The organism is Martelella mediterranea (genome assembly GCF_004342225.1).
Lineage (GTDB): Bacteria > Pseudomonadota > Alphaproteobacteria > Rhizobiales > Rhizobiaceae > Martelella > Martelella mediterranea_B.
Genome location: NZ_SMAR01000035.1, coordinates 1 through 20892 on the forward strand (window position 1 = coordinate 1; position 20892 = coordinate 20892).

The following is a 20892-nucleotide window of genomic DNA, read 5'->3' on the forward strand; positions in this document are numbered from 1 at the left end:
GAAGCTCGATTGGTTCACCTCGGCCGGACAGGCCCATGACGCACTCGCCATTCTGGAGCAAAGCAAGCGCAAGCGCGGCTACCGCGACTGACGCGTGGTTGACGCACGGTGGTCACGCCATCAACAGGCATCAAATGGCCTTCCGCGCAGCAGGCCGGCAGAAATACACTTAGGAAGCGGCTCGATGTTCTGAAGCGCTCGAAGCTGTCCCTGCAGACAAGGCTGGAACAACCTGAATTTTAAGATCGAGCGCTTTGGCCACTTTCATCAAAGTTGCCATTGTCGGGTTCCCGTTGCCGGAAAGCGCGCGCGAAAGACCTTCCCGAGAAAGCCCGGTGTCACGCGCCAACTGGCTCATATTGCGCGCTCGCGCAATGGTTCCAAGAACGACAGCGATATATTCAGGATCGTCTCCGCCTTCTTCCATCGCGGCATCCAGGAAGGCAGCAATATCTTCGTTGGTTTTCAGGTAATCGGCCGCATCGAAACGGCTAAAAACTTCCTTTGCCATAGTTTCAATCCTTCCACTCGTCGGCCAGCATTTTTGCGGCCTTGATGTCCTTTTTCTGCGTCGACTTGTCGCCGCCGCAAAGCAAAACGATAATCAACTCGCCGCGCCTCATATAATAAACTCGATATCCCTTGCCGTAGTGAATTCGAAGCTCGGAAATCCCCGAGCCCACGGGCTCCACGTCACCGGGATTGCCCATTGAAAGTCGCACGAGGCGAGCGGCGACCTTTGCGGCCACAGTTCGGTCTTTCAGGCTCGAAAGCCAGCGATCAAATGTTGCCGTTTTGATTAACTCGACCATATGCCTACTATAAGTCACACTGGACTAAATTGCAAACTATAAATCACAGCCGACTCATGTCACCTGTTCATGCAGTAATGCTCGATTTGTCGGTTCAATGGTTTTCCTGGCTTCGAGCTTTCTTTTTTGAACTAGCGCGCGCAATAGCAGCTTCCGCGCTCAAAATATTCGGCTTTTCGGGTGTCGGCCAGAGAACAGGAAGACTGACAGCCTTCCTGAAACTGACCTCATTCGAGGTCAGCGTTCCAAGACGCTATGTCCTGCTCAAACTGAAGCTCCTCTGCAGCTACCAGTGCTTCAAGCTTTTCAAGTTCTGCTTCAGCATCCTGCCGCTCGCCCTTCGAGAAGTCGCAGTTCGTCAGCTCGGCGCGAAGTTCATTGATCTGATCGATAGTCGTCATGTTTCCGTCTCCTTTTGTTGACGGAAACCGGCCACCGGTGATCGCAGGGCAGTGTCAATGATCGCGAAGCGACCGGCAGCGCCGGTGAATGGGGGTGCCGATTTTGTTGCTGCCCGCAGGGCAGCGGCAAAATTGGGGGCACCGTTCATCATTGACGCTGACCAAGGAGCCGTAAGCTAACCCGGCAGAAAAAGAAGGGAACCGCAGCCTCAGCAGCCGCGACCGAATCCGGCGTCCAGCCGGCAATCTACGCTGCACAATCAGTAGGATTGGATATTAGCCGAGACCGTGCCCAAAGTCGTCGTCACGCCCCCTACCCCCTCGGGCGTTCGCGCGGGTCTTCCGTGGCGTTTCGAACACAACATGCTGCCCTTGCTCGGGCAACGGCCGTGGCAGGTCCTTTGTCTTGCCGACGACAATATTCTTCTTGTCATGCATCATGAAATCCGACCCACCAACCCCGACCAGGACGCCATCATAGCGACGGCCAGGCTCGGTCGTTGCCATATAGCGATTTTGCCAGTCAAAGCCTTGCGAGGTCAGGAAAGTCTGTGCCTTCTCCAAGGATTGCACGCGTTCCGGATCAGAGATCTCGCGGAACATTCGCTTGAAGGCATCGACATCGCCGCGTTCATGACCGGCAATGCTGGCCTGCGCCATGCGCTCGGCCGACACGACATCGAAGCTCAGTTCGTGACCGGCGTTCTTCGCCAGCGCGATCATGAACGCCCTCTGCGTCCGGCCATTGCCTTCGCGAAACGGATGAATCGAGTTGAGCCGATTGAAATAGCCTGCCGCCTGGTCGGCAAACGTCTCTCGGTCCAGGCCGCGCAGGAAGTTCTGACCGCGCAGGTCCTCGGAAAACCGGTCCAGTGCGCTGGAAATGGCCGGGCCAATCGCAAATTGCTTGCCGTCGATCTTCTGCATGGTCGGCATGGTCGCGACAGTGCCATCAGAAAGCTGAACCCGCTCGTCTCGGGTGCGCCCGGCCCATTCATAGACGTCCTGAAAAAGATGATGGTGAAGCGCTTTCAGATGCCGGGCATCAAAGGTCGGCTGCGGCCCACCCCCAAGACGCAGTTCGATGAGCCGGCCCGCAACCCGTTCCGCCTCAACGGCAGAGAGCTTGTCAGGATCGGTTAAGCCATCGATGTTCTTGAGGGTGCCGTTTTCGTAAGCGTAGTTCGTCATCCGTTGGCGGCGCGGAACTCTTTGAGCATTGGAACGATGTCCGAGGCCTCGATCTCACCGCGAATGAAAGCCTCGAAAATGTGATCCGTGGCCGGATCGCGCTTCAGGCCTTCCATGGCATTGGAATGATCGGCGCTGTTGACCAGCCGGCGTCGCTGTTCCATTTCGGCGTCGGAGATGCGCGTCTTTTCAAGGGTGCTCGCCATGGTCTTTTCCTTCTTCAGATCGGTGAGGTTTTGCAGTCAGGCCGGTCTTCCTGGAATCTCTCAACCCTTGAACCGGCACGGTCCTGCTATCCACTCTCGCTCTTGGTCGACAAATCCAGCGTAGGTCTATTGACCACGCCAACTATACCAGAACCAGAAGAAGAATTCTCTTGTTTTTATATGTTTGTCCCGGTGATCGGGGGTGCGTCAATCGTCTTTGCGGAGCCGTTTCGCTGGCAACGGAACGAACAGGTCATGAAACACGACCAACGCCGTATCAGGCTCGACAGCATAACGGCCGTTCTTCGTGACCTTATAGAACAGCCCCATCTCCTCGAGCACGACACAGTTGCGCGGAATCGTAAACCGGCTGACACCAAGACGGTCGGCAAGCATTTGGAGTGGCAGTATGCCGCCATCGAGCTGCGGATCATAGATCAGCCCGATCAGGCTCATGCGCAACATGGGCAACAGGTTCACATACCGGCTCGGCCGGTTCTCGATGACACTCGCAATCTTGATTGAGTTCACGCCCACTGTACCAGGCGGAATCTGCTCCAGTACAGGTGGTCCGTCGAACCACACAAACGGGTCATGCGGTTGCGCGCCCAATCCTTTGATAATCTCGTCTCTGGTCATTCTCTCGCGACAGCTGTTCAAGCCCACATAGTGCTTCTTTTATATGCGTCAACGTCCGTCATGAACGACGACACCTCTGCGGGTTCCGGTCCTTGACTTGGTAATGGCGGGCATTTCTCAATGCATGATACTTAATTTGAGTAGGGCTGGGACACAAGTGCGGACTATTCAGGCCGGCGCGGATTTGCCAGAACCAGCGCGGCAGATACCGCCGCGCCGGTGGAGCCTTAGCTCCAGGGGATCACGGTCATCAGGTCATCATCGTCCTGGCCGGGAAACTTGCCGAGGTTTGCACGGAAGGCCCGGCTCGGGGTCGCAGCAGTCAGCTGCAGGTACTCTTCGCCGTTCTGGTTCGTCTGACGCCAGATGCCGCCAACCTCGATCTTCCGGCCTCGCGGGGACACGCCATACAAGCGGTAGACAGGCGCTTTCGGGTTCGTGCTGTTGAGCTCTTCGCCGGTGATGTCGAAGTCGAAGTCCAGCGCGGCGATGTTGCCTTCCAAAGTGCCGTTGTCGTTGAAGCGGATGAAGTTGATCAGGTCTGCCATTGGTATGTCTCCGTTGTTTGATCGAATTGACAGGGACGCCAGGAAGGACCGGAAAAGGATGACTGCACCCTTCAGGGCCGCAGCGAAGCGAAGGGCGGCGTAGAACACAAAAAGACGGAGGGTTTGCCGAAGGCGGAAACCGTCTTTTTGGGCGGAGACGTTGCTGACAGACACCGGGCCTTACAGTCCCATCGTCAATTGATCGCAACAACAACGGCGAGACATTCCTACGCTATGGCAGCTTGCGTCAGCTTTGCGCAATGACATACCAATGCTGCACAGGCAACTCTCTGAACTGATGCGGTGGCTCACAAGCAAATGGAGAAGTGCAGCAGCCCATCAGATCGTGTCCCGCAGCGTGGCGTAGCTGGATCGGTGGTCACCAGTGCTTTCCGATAGGGTCGGCGATGTTGAGCCTCATTCCGATGGAAAGACCACCGATGACCGAGGAGTACGAGCGTCATAACAAAAATGCAACGGTCAACGTCTACTTTGCCGTGCCGTCGATCTCGGCCTGACAGCGCCTGCAGCAACGACGGCAAGCAAAAGAAACGTCAACACAACCAGCATGGCGGTCCGGAGCCCGTAGTTCTCTCCCAGCAGGCCGAGAAAGGGAGGCCCGGCCAGAAACGCAATATAGCCGCCGATCGTAACCAGCTTCACGCGACCGCCGGAATTGGGCCCGGAACTGCCGGCTGCCGAGATCGCGACGGGAAAGCCGAGGGAAGCGCCCAACCCCCAGAGAATAACCGCGGCTCCCGCCAAAACCGGATTGTTCGAGAGAATAACCAGGCTCAGCCCGACCGCCCCCAAAATCGCGCTGGCGCGAATGACATTCGTCCGACCGAAGCGATCCAGAAAATAGCCTCCGGAGAATCGGCCCAATGTCATGGCGCAGGCGAAGATGAGAAAAACCAGCGAACCGGCGGTTTTGGAAAAGCCGTGCTCGTCAACCATCAGGATAGGAAGCCAGTCATTGGCCGCTCCTTCGGCAAGAGCGACGGCCAGGATAATCAGCCCGATAAGATAAAGGCGGGCGTCCTTCAGGAAGGGGTCTTCGCGCGCCTGCATGTCCTGACCGTCGCCTGCCGATGGCTGCCCGGCGCTTTTGCCGGGAATGAACCTTATGAAATAGGCAATGGCCGGCATCGTCAAAACAGCCACGAGCGAAAGATGCCATTCCACGGGCAAACGCGCCGCCGTCAAAGCGAAGCCCGCGACCGCGCCACAGATCGTGCCGAAGCTGAAGCAGCCATGCAGAAAATGCATGAACGACGTTTGGCTGAGTTGCTCGACAAGAGCACCGTCAATATTGATCGCAATCTCACCCAGCCCCGTTCCCAGCCCGAAGAAACACAAGCCAAGGGCTACGATCGACATGGACTCCATGGCCACTCCACCGCCCATGACCAACAGGCCGGTCGGTATGAGGGCGGTACCGAGCAACGCCACCGACTTTGTCCCGTATTTGCTCACCAGAAAGCCGGCGAGCAGTATTCCGGTCATGGACCCGACGGAAATGCCAAGCAGAACGATACCCATCTCGGCAATTGAGGCACCGATACGGTCACGGATCGCTGGCGTTCGGGTGACCCATGACGAGATCGAGACGCCGGGAATAAAGAACAACACGAACAGCGCAAATCGTCGCCTTTGGAGATCTGGAGTCATAAAAATTCCGCCACACAACGCAAATATCCCGTCTGTAGATAGCGAGGGGAGTCACGTCAACTCAAAGTCTCCCGGGTCGACCCGGTTCAATAAGCGTGGACTTTTGGGCGGCATCAATACAAAAGATGAGAGACAAGGAACGGTGGAGTTACTCTGCCCCCTGAAAACTGGATCGTTTGATGTTGGAGTATTCCGCGGTATTTTCCTGGCTGGGAGAAGGAGTGGAAGAGATGAAGGCATCGAAGTTTTCAGACGCCCAGAAGGCGTTTATTCTGAAGCAGGGGGATGACGGTGTGCCTGTGGCGGAGATTTGCCGCAAGGCCGGGATCAGCCAGGCGACCTACTTCAACTGGAAGAAAAAATACGCAGGTCTGCTGCCTGACGAGATGCGCCGGCTGAAGGCTTTGGAAGATGAGAATGCGAAATTGAAGCGGATCGTGGCGGACCTGACGCTGGACCGCGAGATGCTTCAGGATGTCATCCGCCGAAAGCTCTGAGGCCTGCCCGAACGCGCAAGCTTGTGGATGGGATGCTGGTAGACTGGGGGGTGTCGATCAGGCGAGCCTGCAAGGTTCTGACGTTCGACACCTCGACCTACCATTACAAGTCCCGCCGCATCGGTCAGGCCGCTCTTGAAAGACGGATCAAGGAGATATGCGAGACACGCGTCCGGTTTGGCTATCGGCGTGTTCACGTGCTCCTTCGACGAGAAGGCTGGACGGTGAATATCAAGAAGACCCGCAGGATTTACAAGGCGTTAGGGCTGCAGCTCAGGAACAAGCACCCGAAACGCCGGGTGAAGGCAAAGCTGCGCGAGGATCGCCAGGAGGCCGTAGGGCCGAACGATATCTGGGCGATGGACTTCGTTCATGATCAGCTCGCGGCAGGCAAGAAGCTGCGAATCCTGACCATTGTGGATATCCATTCCCGCTTCAGCCCGGCCACCGACCCGCGCTTTACCTATCGCGGTGAGGATGTGGTGCAAACGCTGGAACGGATTTGCCAGAAAGGCGGCTACCCGAAGACGATACGGGTGGATAACGTCCTATGTCGAGAAAATCTGGCTGCTTAGGTCAGCAGGTCATAGGGCATCCGGTGTCCCGGGTGCCTTGTCAAGATTGCCCAGACGGGCTCTGCCGTCAAGAAATGATCTCTTCCATAGCAAACACAGGGTCCGCGCGATGGCGGCCCTCACCGTCCTTAATACGAGATCCCAATTCCCAAGCAGAAGGCCCGAACATTATCTACGAGGTCAGATGCCTGCCTCCACGGCTCGTGTCAGAGAGAGGTCCTTCCGCCTGGGCTCACCCCCTCGAAGAAGGGGCGATAGGGTTCGCCGTGTTTAACTACGGCGTGTACGGTGCGCGCCATCTTTGCCGCGATCGCGGTGTAGGCCTTGCGACGCAGATGAGCGTTGTGTCGGTCTTTCGAGATGTAGCGTTCGAACTTGTCACGAAAGCTGTTGGTTCGCTTGAGAACGGCAGTCTGGCCGGCCATCCAGAGCGTACGACGCAGGCGGGCAGCGCCGCTTCATGCCGGCAAAGGCCGTGGACGGAAGCCTGCGCAAGGCTTTCGGACTTGGAAAAAAAAACCGCTGAAAGGGCTGAGCCGAAACCGGCCGATGTTTGGCTCGCGCGGGGCCGCGCGACTGAAACCGTCTACTTTCGCTCCGCCACCGATCCACGCTCGATGACGCGGCAGGCAAGGACCTGTATCTCCGCATCGAGCTGATCGTTCTGCAGCCGCGCTTCGAGCCTCTCGGCCCCTTTGAAACCCAGATCGTAATAGGGCAGCGCCGCCGTGGTCAGCTCCGGCTTCAGGGCGAGCGAAACGGTCTGGAAATCATCGAATCCGACAATGCTGACATCTTCCGGGATCCGCAATCCGATGGACAATGCCGCAAGATAAACCTGCAACGCCATTTCGTCATTGCCGCAGATGATTGCGGACGGTCGCTGCGGCAGGCTCAGGACCTCGAGAGCGACGTCAAAAACATAGTTTTTCTCCTGCCCGATCTCGCCGTCCATGCCGAAGCGCACCTGCAGGTCTTCCTCGGCTATGCCTGCTTCCCGCGCTGTTTCCATGAACGCCCGATAGCGCAATTCGGCGCCGATCAGTCTCGGATTCAGGCGAATATAGGCCAGCTTGCGATGCCCGCGCCCGATAAGATAGCGTGTCAGGTCACGAGACCCCTGTTCATCGTCCGGCACGATCACATCGGCAATTCTGCCGCTTTCCGGTCGGCAATTCACCTGCACCGTCGGGATATCCACGTCTCCCGGCGCGGGATCGATCAGGCGGTGGTACATGCTGACATACAGGACGCCGTCGATCCGGTGCGACTGGAAGGTTCTCCAGATATCGTGTTCGCGCTCGCGCTCGCCATTGGTGTTGGACAGGAGGAAGGTCTTGCCGTTGGCATTTGCCCAATCCTGAACACCGCGCACGATATCGCCCGAATAGGGCGTCGTTGACACGAAATCGGTGATGATCCCGATGATGCGGGACCGGTTGGAGCGGATCAGCCGGGCGGCCATGTTCGGCACATAGCCGAGATCGGCAATGGCTTTTTCAACCTTTTCAAAGGTATCGGGGTTGACGTTGGGCTCGCGGTTGACGACCCGCGACACCGTCTTGTTGGACACGCCGGCCACGCGGGCGACGTCTTTGATACTCACCATGTTCGGCCTTCCTGCATAGGTAAGCGACGCTAGTATGCCTTTTTGGAAATAACAACATGACAACGTCGACATTTTTCTTCTGTCGACAATTGACAACGTCGTCATGGGTGAACTAGCATCTTTCCGAAATCCATTGGGGGAGAGAACCCCGACATTTTTCAGGGAGGACTACATGCTTCATTTCCACAGTACCGTCGCCGCTCTGGCGGTGGTCACCGCTGCATCCGCCGCGCAGGCGGAAACCATCAACGTGCTTGTCGAGAATGGCGGCGAGATGATGCAGAAGGCAATTGCCGAACAGTTCACCGCTTCAACGGGCATCGACGTCAACTTCGTCGTCGTGCCTTATCAGGGCGTGTTCGACAAACTCTCCGCGGAGATCGCGTCGGGCAACTCGAATTACGATGTCGCGACCATCGATGTCGTCTGGACAGCGAAATTCGCGCCCTATGTGGAAGACATTTCCGCCCTCTTCACAGATGACGTGAAATCGGACATGGCCCCCGCCCTGCTGGCGGACGCGCAGTTTGAGGGCCGCTATGTCGGGATGCCGACCTGGGCCAATGCGGAAATCATTCTTTATCGCAAGGATCTGTTCGAAGATCCCGCGGAACAGGCCGCCTTCGCGGACGAATATGGCTACGATCTCGCCCCGCCGGCGAACTGGCAGCAGTGGCGCGATATCGCAAAATTCTTCACCCGCGACACCAATGGCGACGGCGAGATTGATATCTGGGGCACCGACGTCATCGGCGGCACGTCCGAAGAGTGGATGTCGGAAGTCCTGCAGGCCGGTTCACCCGGCGTCATGCTCGATGACGACGGCAATGTAATCGTCGACAACGAAGCGCACCGCGTCGCGCTGGAAAACTATATCGCACCGCATTGCATCGATCATTCCGCGCCGGCGAATGTCAATGAAATCAGCTGGGGCGAGGCGCAGAACCTGTTCTATCAGGGCAAGACGGCGATGATGAAATTCTGGGCCCATGCCTACCGGATGGTGCCGGAGGATTCGGTCGTCTACGGCAAGGTCGGCGCCGCACCGATGATGGCAGGCCCGGCCGGGATCGGCGTGGTGCCGGGCCCCTGGTACAACGTGATCCCGTCGACCGCCGCGCACAAGGATGCGGCCCGCCAGTATGTCGCCTTTGCATTCGAACACAACGCGCTCGGCATCGATTCGCCGCTCGGCCTGGCGGCGGCGAATTCGGCCTATGAGAGCTATGAAGACAAGTCCGGTTACGAGCACTTCAAGCCGTTGCTGGAAACACTGGCCGGCCCTGCCACCAGGGGCAGGCCCCTGGACGTCCACTATCAGGAGATGGTCGACGAGGCGTTTCTGCCCGCATTGCAGGAAGCGCTGACCTGCGACGCCGATCTGGACGACGTTCTCGCCAATGCCAAAGAGACGCTTGAAGATATCGTCAACTGACGCTTTTGATCGGGCGCGTCCCGCGACGCGCCCTCGCCCCGCAACTTCCGATAGGAGAAGACAGGATGTCCGAGCGGCGTTTCGTTCACATCATGATGGGGCCGGCTGCTCTGTTCCTGGCGGTCACGGTCGCCTATCCTGTATGCCTGCTCATCTACAATTCGTTCTTCGAGGTCGACCTGATCATGCCCGGCAACCGGGTTTGGGTCGGACTTGCCAATTATGTCGATGCGCTGACCTCGAGCCGCATTCGCGAAAGCGCCCTGAGAACGCTGCAATACAGCGTGTTCGCCCTGTTCTTCGAATTCGTGTTCGGCTTCCTCGCCGCCATGCTGTTCAATGCCATCGCCGGCAATTCGCGGTGGCACAGAACGATCTTCGCCCTGCCTCTGATGGTGCCGCCGATCGTCGCCGGCCTTTTGTGGCGGTTCCTGCTGGCCGGTAATATCGGCATCTTCAATTACTGGCTGGCCGGGCTGGGCATCATTTCGAGGCCTGAAGACATCCAGTGGCTTTCGAACAAGGATATCGTCATCTATTCGGTCTCGTTCGCGGATATATGGCTGACCACCTCTTTCGTGGCGCTGGTGAGCTATGCCGGACTGACCAATATTCCGCGGGACCTGATCGAGGCTGCCCGGATCGACGGCGCGAATGCGTTCAAGCGCTTCATCCATGTCACGCTGCCGCTGATGCGGCCCGTCATCGCCGTCATCGTCATCGTGCGCGGCGTCGATGCGGCCAAGACCTTCGACCTCATCTGGATCCAGACCCAGGGCGGCCCGCAGCACAGTTCCGAGGTCTTCTCGATGAACATCTACCAGCGGATGGTTCGCTATGGCGATCTCGGCCAGGCATCGGCCTCTGCCACCCTGTTTCTGATTGCCATGATCGCGCTTGCCGCTGTCGCCTATTGGAAAATCTGGAGGCCGTCGAAATGACAACGCGTCAAAAAGGCGATCTGGGTCGCACATTGATCAATATCGCCGCCCTCGTCCTCGTCCTCTCCTATGCTATTCCCTATGTCTATCTGGTGACGACATCGTTCAAGCCGTCCGTCGACGTCCAGCAGATACCGCCGTCGTTTTTCCCGCAAACGCTGTCGCTGGAGAATTTCCAGTCGGTACTGGCCACGTCCAGCCTGATGTCGGCATTCGGCAATTCCCTTGTCGTCGCTGTTTTGACGACCTTGCTGTCGCTCGCCCTTGCCATTCCCGCCGCCTATGTCGCGACACAGTACCGGCGGCCGGTAACGGTGATCTTCCTGCTGCTGGCGCTCATTACACGGATGGTCCCGGCTGTCTCGCTCGGCGTTCCGCTGTTCCTGCTGATGAAATCGCTCGGCCTGCTCGACACGGTCCCCGGCCTTGTGCTGGCGCATACCACCAATGCCGTGCCGCTGGCCTTGCTGTTGATGGCGGCTTTCTTTGAAGGCGTTCCGAAGGAACTGGAAGAGGCAGCCCGCATGGATGGCTGCACCCGGTTCCAGGCATTCATGAAGATCATTCTTCCGATCATGCGTGGCGGCATCGCCATCACGGCGCTGTTCTCCTTCATCGCCAGCTGGAATGAGTTTCTCTACGCACTGCTCCTGACCTCGGAAAATTCCAAGACGGCCCCGATCGCAATCGCCGAATACAACTCGGTTTACGGGCTCGCCTGGGGACCCATGGCGGCTGCCGCCGTCCTTTATTCCCTGCCGATCATTCTGGTGACGCTGCTCTTGCAGAAACAGATCGTTGGCGGACTGACATTCGGCGCCGTGAAAGGATAACGGATTATCATGGCTAGTATCAGCTTACACAACCTGAACAAGGTCTATGGCGACCGGTTCCACGCCATTCACGACCTGAGTTTCGATATCGCCGACGGCGAGTTCATGGTCCTTGTCGGCCCCTCCGGTTGCGGCAAGTCGACCGCGCTCAGAATGATCGCCGGGCTTGAAAGCATCACCGGCGGCGAACTGCGCATCGGTGAGAGGATCGTCAATGACGTCGATCCCAAGGACAGGGACATCGCCATGGTGTTCCAGTCCTACGCGCTCTATCCGCACAAGACGGTCAGGGAGAACATCGCCTTTCCGCTGCTGATGGCGAAGGTCGACAAGGCGGAGACGGAGCGCCGCGTCGCGGAGGCCGCCCGTATCCTGCAGCTCGAGCCGCATCTGGACCGCAAACCGGGTCATCTTTCGGGCGGCCAGCGGCAGCGCGTCGCCATGGGACGCGCGATCGTGCGCAAACCGGCCGCGTTCCTGATGGATGAGCCGCTCTCCAATCTCGACGCAAAACTGCGCGTGCAGATGCGTGCCGAGATCGCGGCCCTGCAACGCGAACTGAAGGTGACGACCGTCTACGTGACCCACGACCAGATCGAGGCCATGACCATGGGCGACCGCGTCGCCGTGCTCAAGGATGGCTATCTGCAGCAGGTCGACACGCCGAAAAATCTCTACGACCGACCGGCAAACGTCTTCGTCGGCGCATTCATCGGTTCGCCATCGATGAACCTCTACGAAGCAACGCTTGACGGCGACAGCCTGACGCTCGGCAACCAGACCCTGGCGCTTTCCGAGAACCTCTGGAAGACCCGCCCGTCGCTTCGCGGCAGCCGGAACCACCCGGTGATCGTCGGCATCCGGCCCGAAGACATGGAGGATGCAAGCCTTTCCGGTCTCACCACCACGCTCGATATTCCGGTAACGCTGGTTGAATCGCTCGGCGCCGAAGTGCTGGTTCACCTGGCGGTCGACGCCCCGTTCGTCGATGCCGGCGACCCGGACGCGATCGTTGCGGAAGGTTCGACCAACCGGGCTGTCGGCCGGTTCTCGCCGAAGTCGCAGGTCAAAACCGGCGACCGGGCGCGTGTGGCCATCGATACCGAACAGCTCCACTTCTTCGATCCGAAAACACGCGAAAGTCTCTGGTAGCGAAACAGGTCCGCAGAGCAGAAACATCAACCATGCTCCGGGCCGGTTTTAGACTGTCTCCAATTACGGGTTATGCTCATGCAAACTGAAACCTTATCGCTGGAAAATGGCGAACTCCTTGAATTCTGGGCGCGCGGACGAAATCTGACACCTCATCCCTTCCGCATTACGATTGACGGGCAAACAGTCTATTCGATTGCATCGCTCGCGCGCTGGTTCGACCACTTCAGCTACAGGCACCGCGAGGCGGCCACCGTGACCGTCGCGTGGGATCCGGAGGAAATCGAGATTTCCTTCGCCTACAGTTACCGCCGCGAGACGGTTCTGCGCGACGGCATCACGCTCTGGCAGTTTCACGCCGACCGTATAGAGCGTCACGCCGGCGCGGAGATCGACGCCCTTCTGCGCTCGGATCCGACGCGCCCGCAATGCCACTTCTCGCCGGTCGTCAACTGGATGAACGATCCGAACGGGCTCTGCCGGATCGGCGACGACTGGCATCTGTTTTACCAGCTCCATCCGACCAATACCGAATGGGGGCCGATGCATTGGGGGCATGCGGTCAGCAAGGACCTGTTTTCCTGGACCCATTTGCCGGTTTTCCTGCATCCCGGGCAGAACCTCGAACGGCTTGAGGCAACCGGCGGCGCCTTCTCCGGCACGGCCTTCCGGGATCGCGACGGAAAGCTCCGGTTTTACTATACCGAGCGCCTGCCCGCCTATGATCTGTTCAGGCACTATCGCGAGATCCAGAAAATCGCCGAACCTTCGGACGATATGGTGGTTGTCGAAGGGACGCGGGTGGTCATCGAGGAACGACCGGCGGGCGTCGAACACGACTTTCGTGACCCGAAGGTCTGGTGGGACGCGGAGAAAAATGCCTACCGCATGGTCCTCGGCGCATCGATCGATGCCGACCCGGCAGTCCTGCTCTACGGATCACCATGCGGCAAGGTATGGGAGTATATTGGTCCCCTCTATCGGGCGCCCGACCGCTACAAGGCGGAAGGCGCGCGGGCCGTCGAGTGCCCGGACTTCTTCAGGATCGGCGACAAATGGGTGCTGATCATGGGCTTTGTCGGTCACAACGACCCGGCGACCGGACGCCACAACCTGCTTTATGCCCTGACCGGAGACTTCGCCGACGACCGCTTCGTTCCCGACGACGATGCGTTCCAGCTGCTCGATTTCGGAACGGATTTCTACGCGCTGCAAAGTTTTTCGGCGGGCGACCGGCAGGTCGCCTTTGCCTGGCTGTTCAACTGGGAATACCGAAAACCCGCCGGTTCTCCCTATTCCGGCGAACTGTCGCTGCCGCGCGAACTGACGCTGGACAACCGTAACCGGCTCTGCATGAACCCGGTTACGGAATATGGACAGGTCTGGCCGCCCGTTCGCCTGTCCGGAAACGACGGGGACTACGCAATCGCGAACGCCCCGTTCGAAATAGCCCTTGAAGGCCTCATCGAAGGAACACGGATCGTTGCCACGCAGGATGGCGACATTTCATTCGAAATCAGCGTCGCCCAGAACATGCTTTCGATCACATTGCCCCAGGACGACGGCTCCATTCGCTATGTCGCGCTGGTGCGCGAGGATGCCGATCTGCGGGTCGTCCACGATGCCGGTATCATCGAAGTCTTCGCCGAAGGCGGTGCGATCTGCGGCACGCGCAGAAACTACCGGAACATCACGCCCGACCGGCTGCGGATCGACACACCCGCAACGGCGTTGGTTTGCGAAAGGCGCCGCACATGATCCTGTGTTGCGGCGAGGCGCTGATCGACATGATCCCGGAGGCCACGCTCTCCGGCCAAAGCGGCTTCGTGCCGCATGTCGGCGGCGCCGTTTTCAATACGGCCATCGCGCTCGGCAGGATCGGAGCGGACGTCGCGCTTCTGGCAGGGTTATCGAGCGATCTCTTCGGAAGGCAGCTGATCGACGCGCTTCATAAAAGCAAGGTGTTGACATCGTTTGCGTCAATCCGCGACCTGCCGACCACGCTGGCCTTCGTCCAGCTGTCGAACGGGCATGCACACTACGACTTCTTCGACGAGAACACTGCCGGGCGCATGCTCCTGCCGGTCGATCTTCCGTCCGAACTCCCGGAAACCGTGACCACGCTGTTCTTCGGCGGCATCAGCCTGGTGACCGAACCCTGCGCGGACACATTCACAGCCTTTGCGGAGAAACATGCAGGGCAACGCCTCGTCATGGTGGACCCCAATATCAGGCCAGGCTTCATCCGCGACGAGCCCGCCTATCGAAAGCGGCTTGCACGCCTGATCGCGATTGCCGATATCGTCAAGGTCTCCGACGAGGACCTCGAATGGCTCTATCCCGGGCAGTTGGGGCTTGAGGCAAAATGCAGGAAACTACGGGCTGACGGACCGTCGGTCGTGCTGGTCACGCGCGGAAGCAAGGGGGCGACAGCGATCGCCGGAGCCGCCATCCGCCTCGACCTGCCGGCAAGGGCCGTAGCGATGATCGACACCGTTGGCGCGGGAGACACGTTCAATGCCGGTTTCCTGGCAGGATTGTCGGAAATTGGCGTGACGACAAAGTCGGCTCTTGGGTCGATGGATTCGCACCGGTTCGCACATGCCGTCGAACTTGGAATCCGGGCCGCGGCCATAACGGTCTCGCGCGCGGGCGCCAACCCGCCCTGGCGCGAAGAACTGACCCTGCAACCGGCTGCCTTGCAAACCTGAACGGCGATCAGGCGGGTCGTTAGACGGTCTGCCGCTCGACCAGTTCGACGGGCAGCACGACGTCCTCGACAGCGATCTGCGGCTGCTCTATCCGGCTGATCAGCAGATCGACCGCCGCGGCCGCCAGATTTTCGATCGGATGTTTCAGCGTCGTCAGACCAAGGCAGTGCGAGACCGTCGGCGTGTCATCCACGCCGAGGATCGAGACCTCGCCGGGCACTGAAATTCCAAGCGTCCGGCTTTCCGACAGGATGCCGAGCGCGACGACATCGTTGAGGCAGAAATAGGCGTCAGGTAAGGTGCCGGCGGCGTGGTCGCGCGCGACAACCGTGCGGCCGAGTTTCTCGTCCATCCGGCCGTATTCGACGGAAAAGGCGATCCCCATTTCTGCCGCCTTGCCGCGCGCGCCTTCCACGCGCTCATCGAAACCGATGACCTGTTTCGGCGGAAAGCTCAGTACCTTTATGCTACGGCACTTGCGTGCCAGTCGTTCGAAGCCCAGTCGCCCGGACTGGACGTCGTCCACGCTGACGCTGGGAATGGCCGTCTGTTCCGAGAATTTACCGATCGAAACAACCGCCATATTGGCTTCCACGCGTCGTAAATCAGTACGCGCCGCCTCGGTGGCCTTTACGATGACTCCATCGATGAGCCTCTGATTTTGCCAGAGATCGGCAGGGTCGAGCAGCATCAATGTGTAGTCTCGTTCCTTGACCGCTCGCGCGACCATTTTGGCGAAATACATGAAGTAGAGATCTTCGAAGTAATAATCGTAATTGCTGGCGTCCCAGGCCAGCGCGATGGTCCGCGTCCGGCCGGTTGAAAGCGAACGGGCGAGCGGATCGATGGTGTAGCCGAGCTGTTGCAGTGCTTCCTCGATCCGCTTTTGGGTTTTGGTCCCCATCCGGTTCAGCTTGCCATTCATAAACAGCGAGACGGTGCTCTTAGAAACACCGGCCAGCGTCGCAACATCCGCCAGCGTCGACCTCGGCCCGGAGAATTTGTCTTTGATTTCGTCGACCATGAACACGTCCAGAGATGGGTAGAGCGTCTTTTTAGTGAATGTGATGCGGTTTTGGAAGTCAACCGGTTTAGTCAACCGGTTGACAAGATCGATTTTCCGGCTCTAAATGGTTCTCAAGCAACGCAGGACGCGCTTTAGGGAGCAGGCATTGAGCATATTCTATCGCCCGGAAGAGGCATGGGTCGGTGATGCGATCCCCGTCTTCGACGGCACCTACAAGATTTACTTTCTTGCCGACCGGCGCGCCGGCGGAACCTATGGCGAAAACACGTCCTGGGACATGGTTGAAACCGTCGATATGGTGCGTTTCACCGAACATGGTACGGCCCTTCCGCACGGCACGGCCACGGCGCCCGACCGCAATGCCTATACCGGGTCGGTTCTGACGGACCGCGATGGCAAGCGGCATATTTTCTACACCGGCCACAACCCCGACATCACCGAGGACGAGCTCCCGCTTCAGGTCGTTCTCCACGCGTCCAGCGACGATGGCATCACATGGGAAAAGACGTCGGGTTTTGCGCTCTACAGCAAGAACGACCGGTACGAACGTCACGACTGGCGCGATCCGTTCGTGTTTTGGTCGGATGAAAAGGCTTGCTACATCATGCTTGTGACAGCGCGACTGAAAGGCGCAAGCGCTCACACCGGCGGCTGCATCGCAGCGCTGCATTCGCACGACCTCGTCCATTGGGAAGAGGTCGAGCCATTCTTTGCACCCGACCAGTATATCACGCTGGAGTGCCCGGATTATTTCCGGATGGGCGACTGGCACTATCTGGTCTATTCGACATTTTCGGAGCGTTTTGTGACGCATTGGCGCAAGGCCCGCTCGCTTGATGGCCCGTGGCTTTCCGTTCCCGGCGACACCTTCGATGCACGTGGCTGTTACGCGCTTAAAACGGCCGGAGAAGACAGCGGCCGGCGCTTCGCATTCGGTTGGGTTCCCACCAAAAAGGGAGAGACCGATTACGGACCGTGGGAATGGGCGGGGACCCTGATTGCCCACGACATCTGGCAGGACCGCAACGGCGACCTGTTTAGCCGCTTGCCGGAAGCTCTGGTCGGATCGTTTTCCGATCCCGCGCCTCTTGATGTCCCTTTCAACGACGACGGCTGGCGTATTGGCCGGGTCGATGGTCAGGACAGGCTGACGCTCGCCGATACGCCGGAAAAATGCCTCGTCGAGACCAACTTTTCAGACTGGAACGACGCACAGAGCTTCGGCATCGCGCTCCGTTGTGATCCTGACTTCGACAAGGGCTATTTCATCCGTTTCGAACCGGCCTTCAATCGCATGACGTTCGATATGTGGCCGCGACAGGAACCGGGCGAGTTCCAGTGGCAGATCGCCGGGGATCGGCCGCAAATGGTGGAGCTGGAGCGCTGGATCGATTTTCCGGCAACTGCCAGGCTCAACCTCAAGATCGTGATCGACGGCGACATTCTGATGGCCAACGTCAATGACCGCGTCACCATGACGACGCGGATTTACAACCATCGCGACGGCAAGATCGCCGCTTTTTGCAATGGGGGCGGTGTAACCGTGCACAGCCCTTCGGTGAAGACCGCACCGTAACCGGTCGGCAATTGTGGAGGAACACATGAAGAAATACAGCAAACTGATGACATCGTCGGCTCTGGTGGTCGGCGCCATGATGATTTCGTCGGGCCTGGCCCAGGCAAGGGAACTGGTCTGGCTTTCGGCGCGCCCTGAAAACGGCGCCATCGTACAAACCGTGCGCGAACTCGCCGACGCATACGCTGCAGACCATCCGGATTTTTCCCTCGACATTCAGGTGACGGCGGACCGCGCATCCTATCTGACGAAACTGCGCACGCTGATCGCTTCCGGCGAAGTACCCGACTTCTTCGACACCGACGCCGACCCGTTCGCGCGCCAGCTGGCGGATGCCGGTCTGATGGTCGACATGGCCGCTTTTCTCGATGAAGAGGGGCTGACGGACCGGTTTTACGAGCCTGCGATCCGCTATCAGCAGTTTTCCGATGGCAGCCTCTACCTTCTGCCGCTGGAATATCATCTCGAAATGACCTGGTACAACAAGGCCATGTTCGAGAAATACGGGCTTTCCGTACCGGAAACGCTGGACGACATGCTGGCGCTCAACACATCGCTGTCCGAAGACGGCGTCACACCGATCGCCATCTCGGGCACGGATGCCTGGCCGATGCTGCGCTATCTGGCCATGGTGCCGTTCCGCGATACCGGCAATGACTTCATCCGCAACCTTGCCGATGGCGACCTCGACACGGAGATGGCGACCAAGGCCGCTGACTTCTTCCAGGCGGTCTCACAGGGCTTTCAGCCGGGCTTCATCTCCACCGATTACGTGACCGCGCGCAACATGTTCATCAATGGCGAAGCGGCAATGTACCGTATGGGAACCTGGGAACTTGCGACCTTCTCCAATGACGCCTTGCCGGAAGCCATGAAAAACAATGTCGGCTATTTCTATCTGCCGACAACGCCTGACGCCGTCACACCCGATAACGAGTTCTTCGGCAACAGCGGCATTGGCATGGCCGCATTCTCCGGCAGTTTCGACGATGAGGCCAAGGATTTCCTGTCTTATCTGCTGGAGAACTATTCCGATATCTATGTCGCGAAAAAGCAGCTGTCTCCGCTGAAATTCGAGCTGAAGGACGGCGTCACCTACGATCCGCTCTTTGTCGAGATCAAGCATGACGCTGACAATTACGGCGAGGAGTTTGCCAAGCCGTGGGACACCTTGCTCAGCCCTGACGCCAATCGCGTTATCAACGATGTGGCGTTCCGGCTGGCGACCGGTCAGATATCATCCGAAGCATTCGTGTCAGAGCTTGGGCGCCTGAAATAACAGGTATTCGACCAATCCGCCTGACACAGGAACCGCCCCCGTTGACCGCCGGGGGCGGTTCCCAGAAAAAAGGGAGGGCCACATGAAAATCCTGCAAAACCGGGTGAGCTGGCTCATTTTTGTCGGCCCTGCGCTTGCCTATTACGGCGTCATCGTCCTTTTTCCGATCCTGCAATCGCTGTGGTTGAGCCTGTTCAGCTGGAACGGCATCACGCCGGCGAAATTCGCGGGACTCGCAAACTATCGGGAAATGCTGGGAGATCGCTTCTTCTGGGAGGCCGTCCGCCACAACCTCGTCTATGTCGTGGTCGTGGTCGCCACCCAGATCCTCGGCGGGCTCCTGCTTGCCTTGATCCTGCTCAACCTCCGGCGCGGGCAGAACCTCGTCAAGACGCTGTTCTATGTGCCGGTAATCATCGTCACCGTCGCTATCGCCCAGATGTTCCGGATGATCTATTCGCTGCAGCCCGAAGGACTGATCAACGTCGTTCTTTCATTCCTCGGCCTCGGTGGATTTACCGATGCCTGGCTGTCGAACCCGCACACCGCCCTTTTCGCGGTTTCCCTTCCCGAAGGATGGCGGTTTACCGGCCTCTACATGATCATCTTCCATGCGGCACTGATGGCGATCCCGTCGGAACTGGAAGATGCCGCGCGGATCGAGGGCGTGAACGAGCTGCAGCTCAACTGGTACATCCGCCTTCCGTTCATTCGCAATATCCTGCTGCTCGCGACCGTCATGGCGACGACGGGCGCGCTGCGCGGCTTCGATATCCCCTACATCATCAATGCGCCGTCCGGTTACACCGAGATCGTCACCACCTACATGTACGACAAGGCGTTCTCCAGCCTCCAATATGGCTATGGCAGCGCGATTTCCATCTTCATCATTTTCGAATGCGTCGTGTTCGTCCTCATGCTCGGCGTACTGCGAAAACTGTGGACGCGGAGGGCCTCGCTATGAGACGCCTGAAACGCAATATCTTTCTGGTCGTGGTGGTGGCCCTGCTTCTGGTCCAGCTGTTCCCGATCCTCTGGCTTCTGCTGTCGAGCTTCAAGCCTTCGCTGGCGCTGACATCCGCGCCCTTCTCCATCGGCACGGATTTCACGCTCGCAAATTATGCCGGCGTTCTGCGGGACAGCGACATTTTCATCTATATCCGCAACACCGCCATCGTGACCTTCATCAGCATCGCGCTGATCGTCATCTTGAGCGCGGGCGCGGGTTTCGCGCTGGAAATCATGGAGATCCGGCTGAACGGGCCGATCTCTACCCTGTTTCTGGTGGGGATCATGATCCCGATCCAGGTATCGCTGATCCCGCTCTTCTCGATGTACCGGGATTTGCACCTGCTCAACAGCTATGACGCGCTGATCCTGCCGCAGGTCGGCTTCGCCCTGCCGCTGTCGATCCTGATCTTCCAGAACTTCTACCGTTATATTCCGCGCGAACTGATCGAGGCGGCGGTCATCGATGGCTGTAACATCTATCAGATGTTCTTCCGGGTGCTCCTGCCCTTGATGAAGAATGTGACGCTGACCGTCGCATCGCTGCAATTCGTGTTCATATGGAATGACTTCGTCTTTTCCAACACATTCACCAATTCCACCCAGTACAAGACAATCGCCGTCGGCCTGCAGGAATTCATCGGTGCCTTCGGCGCAACCGATTGGGGACAGACCTACGCCGCGATCTGCATCAGCCTTCTGCCCGTTCTCCTTATCTATCTTCTGCTCAACAAGCAGATGATGGAAGGCATCGCGGCCGGCGCCGTCAAAGGATAATCAT

General features: G+C 58.6%; 20 protein-coding genes and 2 pseudogenes. 11 read left to right on the forward strand and 11 right to left on the reverse strand.

What is annotated here, in order from left to right; translation table 11 throughout:
- Positions 1-169 precede the first annotated feature (169 nt).
- The 8 genes from EDC90_RS16950 to EDC90_RS16980 form a co-directional block, all read right to left on the reverse strand.
- Positions 170-511, reverse strand: coding sequence for an addiction module antidote protein (locus EDC90_RS16950; protein WP_132313744.1), 342 nt, complete (start codon positions 509-511; stop codon positions 170-172).
- A gap of 4 nt (positions 512-515) precedes the next feature.
- On the reverse strand, positions 516-812 hold the full coding sequence (locus EDC90_RS16955) for a type II toxin-antitoxin system RelE/ParE family toxin (RefSeq protein WP_018065843.1): 297 nt from the start codon (positions 810-812) through the stop codon (positions 516-518).
- Between the two features lie 227 nt (positions 813-1039).
- Positions 1040-1213 (reverse strand): hypothetical protein, encoded by a 174-nt coding sequence (locus EDC90_RS20940; protein ID WP_165972877.1) that lies wholly within the window; start codon positions 1211-1213, stop codon positions 1040-1042.
- Between the two features lie 276 nt (positions 1214-1489).
- Positions 1490-2404: a Fic/DOC family protein gene (locus tag EDC90_RS16960; protein ID WP_132313745.1), complete on the reverse strand. Its 915-nt coding sequence runs from the start codon at positions 2402-2404 to the stop codon at positions 1490-1492.
- Positions 2401-2610, reverse strand: coding sequence for an antitoxin VbhA family protein (locus tag EDC90_RS16965; protein ID WP_132313746.1), 210 nt, complete (start codon positions 2608-2610; stop codon positions 2401-2403). The genes EDC90_RS16960 and EDC90_RS16965 overlap by 4 nt, the downstream gene beginning before the upstream one ends.
- Positions 2611-2817: 207 nt before the next feature.
- Positions 2818-3249 (reverse strand): hypothetical protein, encoded by a 432-nt coding sequence (locus tag EDC90_RS16970; RefSeq protein ID WP_132313747.1) that lies wholly within the window; start codon positions 3247-3249, stop codon positions 2818-2820.
- Positions 3250-3476: 227 nt separating this feature from the next.
- The gene (locus tag EDC90_RS16975) at positions 3477-3797 is read right to left on the reverse strand and encodes a DUF736 domain-containing protein (protein ID WP_106312870.1); all 321 of its coding nucleotides are present in this window, start codon (positions 3795-3797) and stop codon (positions 3477-3479) included.
- Between the two features lie 480 nt (positions 3798-4277).
- Positions 4278-5468: an MFS transporter gene (locus EDC90_RS16980; RefSeq protein WP_132313748.1), complete on the reverse strand. Its 1191-nt coding sequence runs from the start codon at positions 5466-5468 to the stop codon at positions 4278-4280.
- A 230-nt stretch (positions 5469-5698) separates the two neighbouring features.
- On the opposite strand from EDC90_RS16980, the pseudogene EDC90_RS16985 reads away from it, so the two are divergent.
- Positions 5699-6507 (forward strand): annotated as a pseudogene (locus EDC90_RS16985) (IS3 family transposase); the annotation flags it as partial.
- A gap of 239 nt (positions 6508-6746) precedes the next feature.
- Here EDC90_RS16985 and EDC90_RS16990 read toward each other — a convergent pair.
- Positions 6747-6995 (reverse strand): annotated as a pseudogene (locus EDC90_RS16990) (IS110 family transposase); the annotation flags it as partial.
- Positions 6996-7126: 131 nt separating this feature from the next.
- Complete coding sequence (locus tag EDC90_RS16995) at positions 7127-8149, reverse strand: LacI family DNA-binding transcriptional regulator (protein WP_132313749.1); 1023 nt, start codon at positions 8147-8149, stop codon at positions 7127-7129.
- A gap of 172 nt (positions 8150-8321) precedes the next feature.
- Between EDC90_RS16995 and EDC90_RS17000 the strand changes: the two genes are divergently transcribed.
- The 6 genes from EDC90_RS17000 (at position 8322) to EDC90_RS17025 (ending at position 15221) form a co-directional block, all read left to right on the forward strand.
- The gene (locus EDC90_RS17000) at positions 8322-9584 is read left to right on the forward strand and encodes an extracellular solute-binding protein (protein WP_132313750.1); all 1263 of its coding nucleotides are present in this window, start codon (positions 8322-8324) and stop codon (positions 9582-9584) included.
- Between the two features lie 65 nt (positions 9585-9649).
- Entirely contained in the window at positions 9650-10525 is an 876-nt protein-coding gene (locus EDC90_RS17005; protein ID WP_132313751.1) for a carbohydrate ABC transporter permease, read from the forward strand.
- Complete coding sequence (locus tag EDC90_RS17010) at positions 10522-11358, forward strand: carbohydrate ABC transporter permease (RefSeq protein ID WP_132313752.1); 837 nt, start codon at positions 10522-10524, stop codon at positions 11356-11358. The genes EDC90_RS17005 and EDC90_RS17010 overlap by 4 nt, the downstream gene beginning before the upstream one ends.
- Before the next feature lie 9 nt (positions 11359-11367).
- Positions 11368-12510 carry an ABC transporter ATP-binding protein gene (locus tag EDC90_RS17015; RefSeq protein ID WP_132313753.1) on the forward strand — a complete coding sequence of 381 codons (1143 nt, stop codon included), beginning with the start codon at positions 11368-11370 and terminating at the stop codon, positions 12508-12510.
- A gap of 78 nt (positions 12511-12588) precedes the next feature.
- The gene (locus EDC90_RS17020; protein WP_132313754.1) at positions 12589-14268 is read left to right on the forward strand and encodes a glycoside hydrolase family 32 protein; all 1680 of its coding nucleotides are present in this window, start codon (positions 12589-12591) and stop codon (positions 14266-14268) included.
- Positions 14265-15221 carry a carbohydrate kinase family protein gene (locus tag EDC90_RS17025; RefSeq protein ID WP_132313755.1) on the forward strand — a complete coding sequence of 319 codons (957 nt, stop codon included), beginning with the start codon at positions 14265-14267 and terminating at the stop codon, positions 15219-15221. Before EDC90_RS17020 ends, EDC90_RS17025 begins: the two co-directional genes overlap by 4 nt.
- Before the next feature lie 19 nt (positions 15222-15240).
- Here the strand turns inward: EDC90_RS17025 and EDC90_RS17030 are convergent, their stop codons facing one another.
- Positions 15241-16245 (reverse strand): LacI family DNA-binding transcriptional regulator, encoded by a 1005-nt coding sequence (locus tag EDC90_RS17030; protein ID WP_132313756.1) that lies wholly within the window; start codon positions 16243-16245, stop codon positions 15241-15243.
- A gap of 148 nt (positions 16246-16393) precedes the next feature.
- Between EDC90_RS17030 and EDC90_RS17035 the strand changes: the two genes are divergently transcribed.
- The 4 genes from EDC90_RS17035 (at position 16394) to EDC90_RS17050 (ending at position 20888) form a co-directional block, all read left to right on the forward strand.
- Positions 16394-17824, forward strand: coding sequence for a glycoside hydrolase family 32 protein (locus EDC90_RS17035; protein WP_207903943.1), 1431 nt, complete (start codon positions 16394-16396; stop codon positions 17822-17824).
- A gap of 25 nt (positions 17825-17849) precedes the next feature.
- The gene (locus tag EDC90_RS17040) at positions 17850-19103 is read left to right on the forward strand and encodes an ABC transporter substrate-binding protein (RefSeq protein WP_132313758.1); all 1254 of its coding nucleotides are present in this window, start codon (positions 17850-17852) and stop codon (positions 19101-19103) included.
- 82 nt (positions 19104-19185) lie between these two features.
- A complete protein-coding gene (locus EDC90_RS17045; RefSeq protein WP_132313759.1) occupies positions 19186-20067 on the forward strand; it encodes a carbohydrate ABC transporter permease in 882 nt (293 codons plus the stop codon).
- Positions 20064-20888 (forward strand): carbohydrate ABC transporter permease, encoded by an 825-nt coding sequence (locus EDC90_RS17050; protein ID WP_132313760.1) that lies wholly within the window; start codon positions 20064-20066, stop codon positions 20886-20888. The genes EDC90_RS17045 and EDC90_RS17050 overlap by 4 nt, the downstream gene beginning before the upstream one ends.
- Positions 20889-20892: the final 4 nt, after the last annotated feature.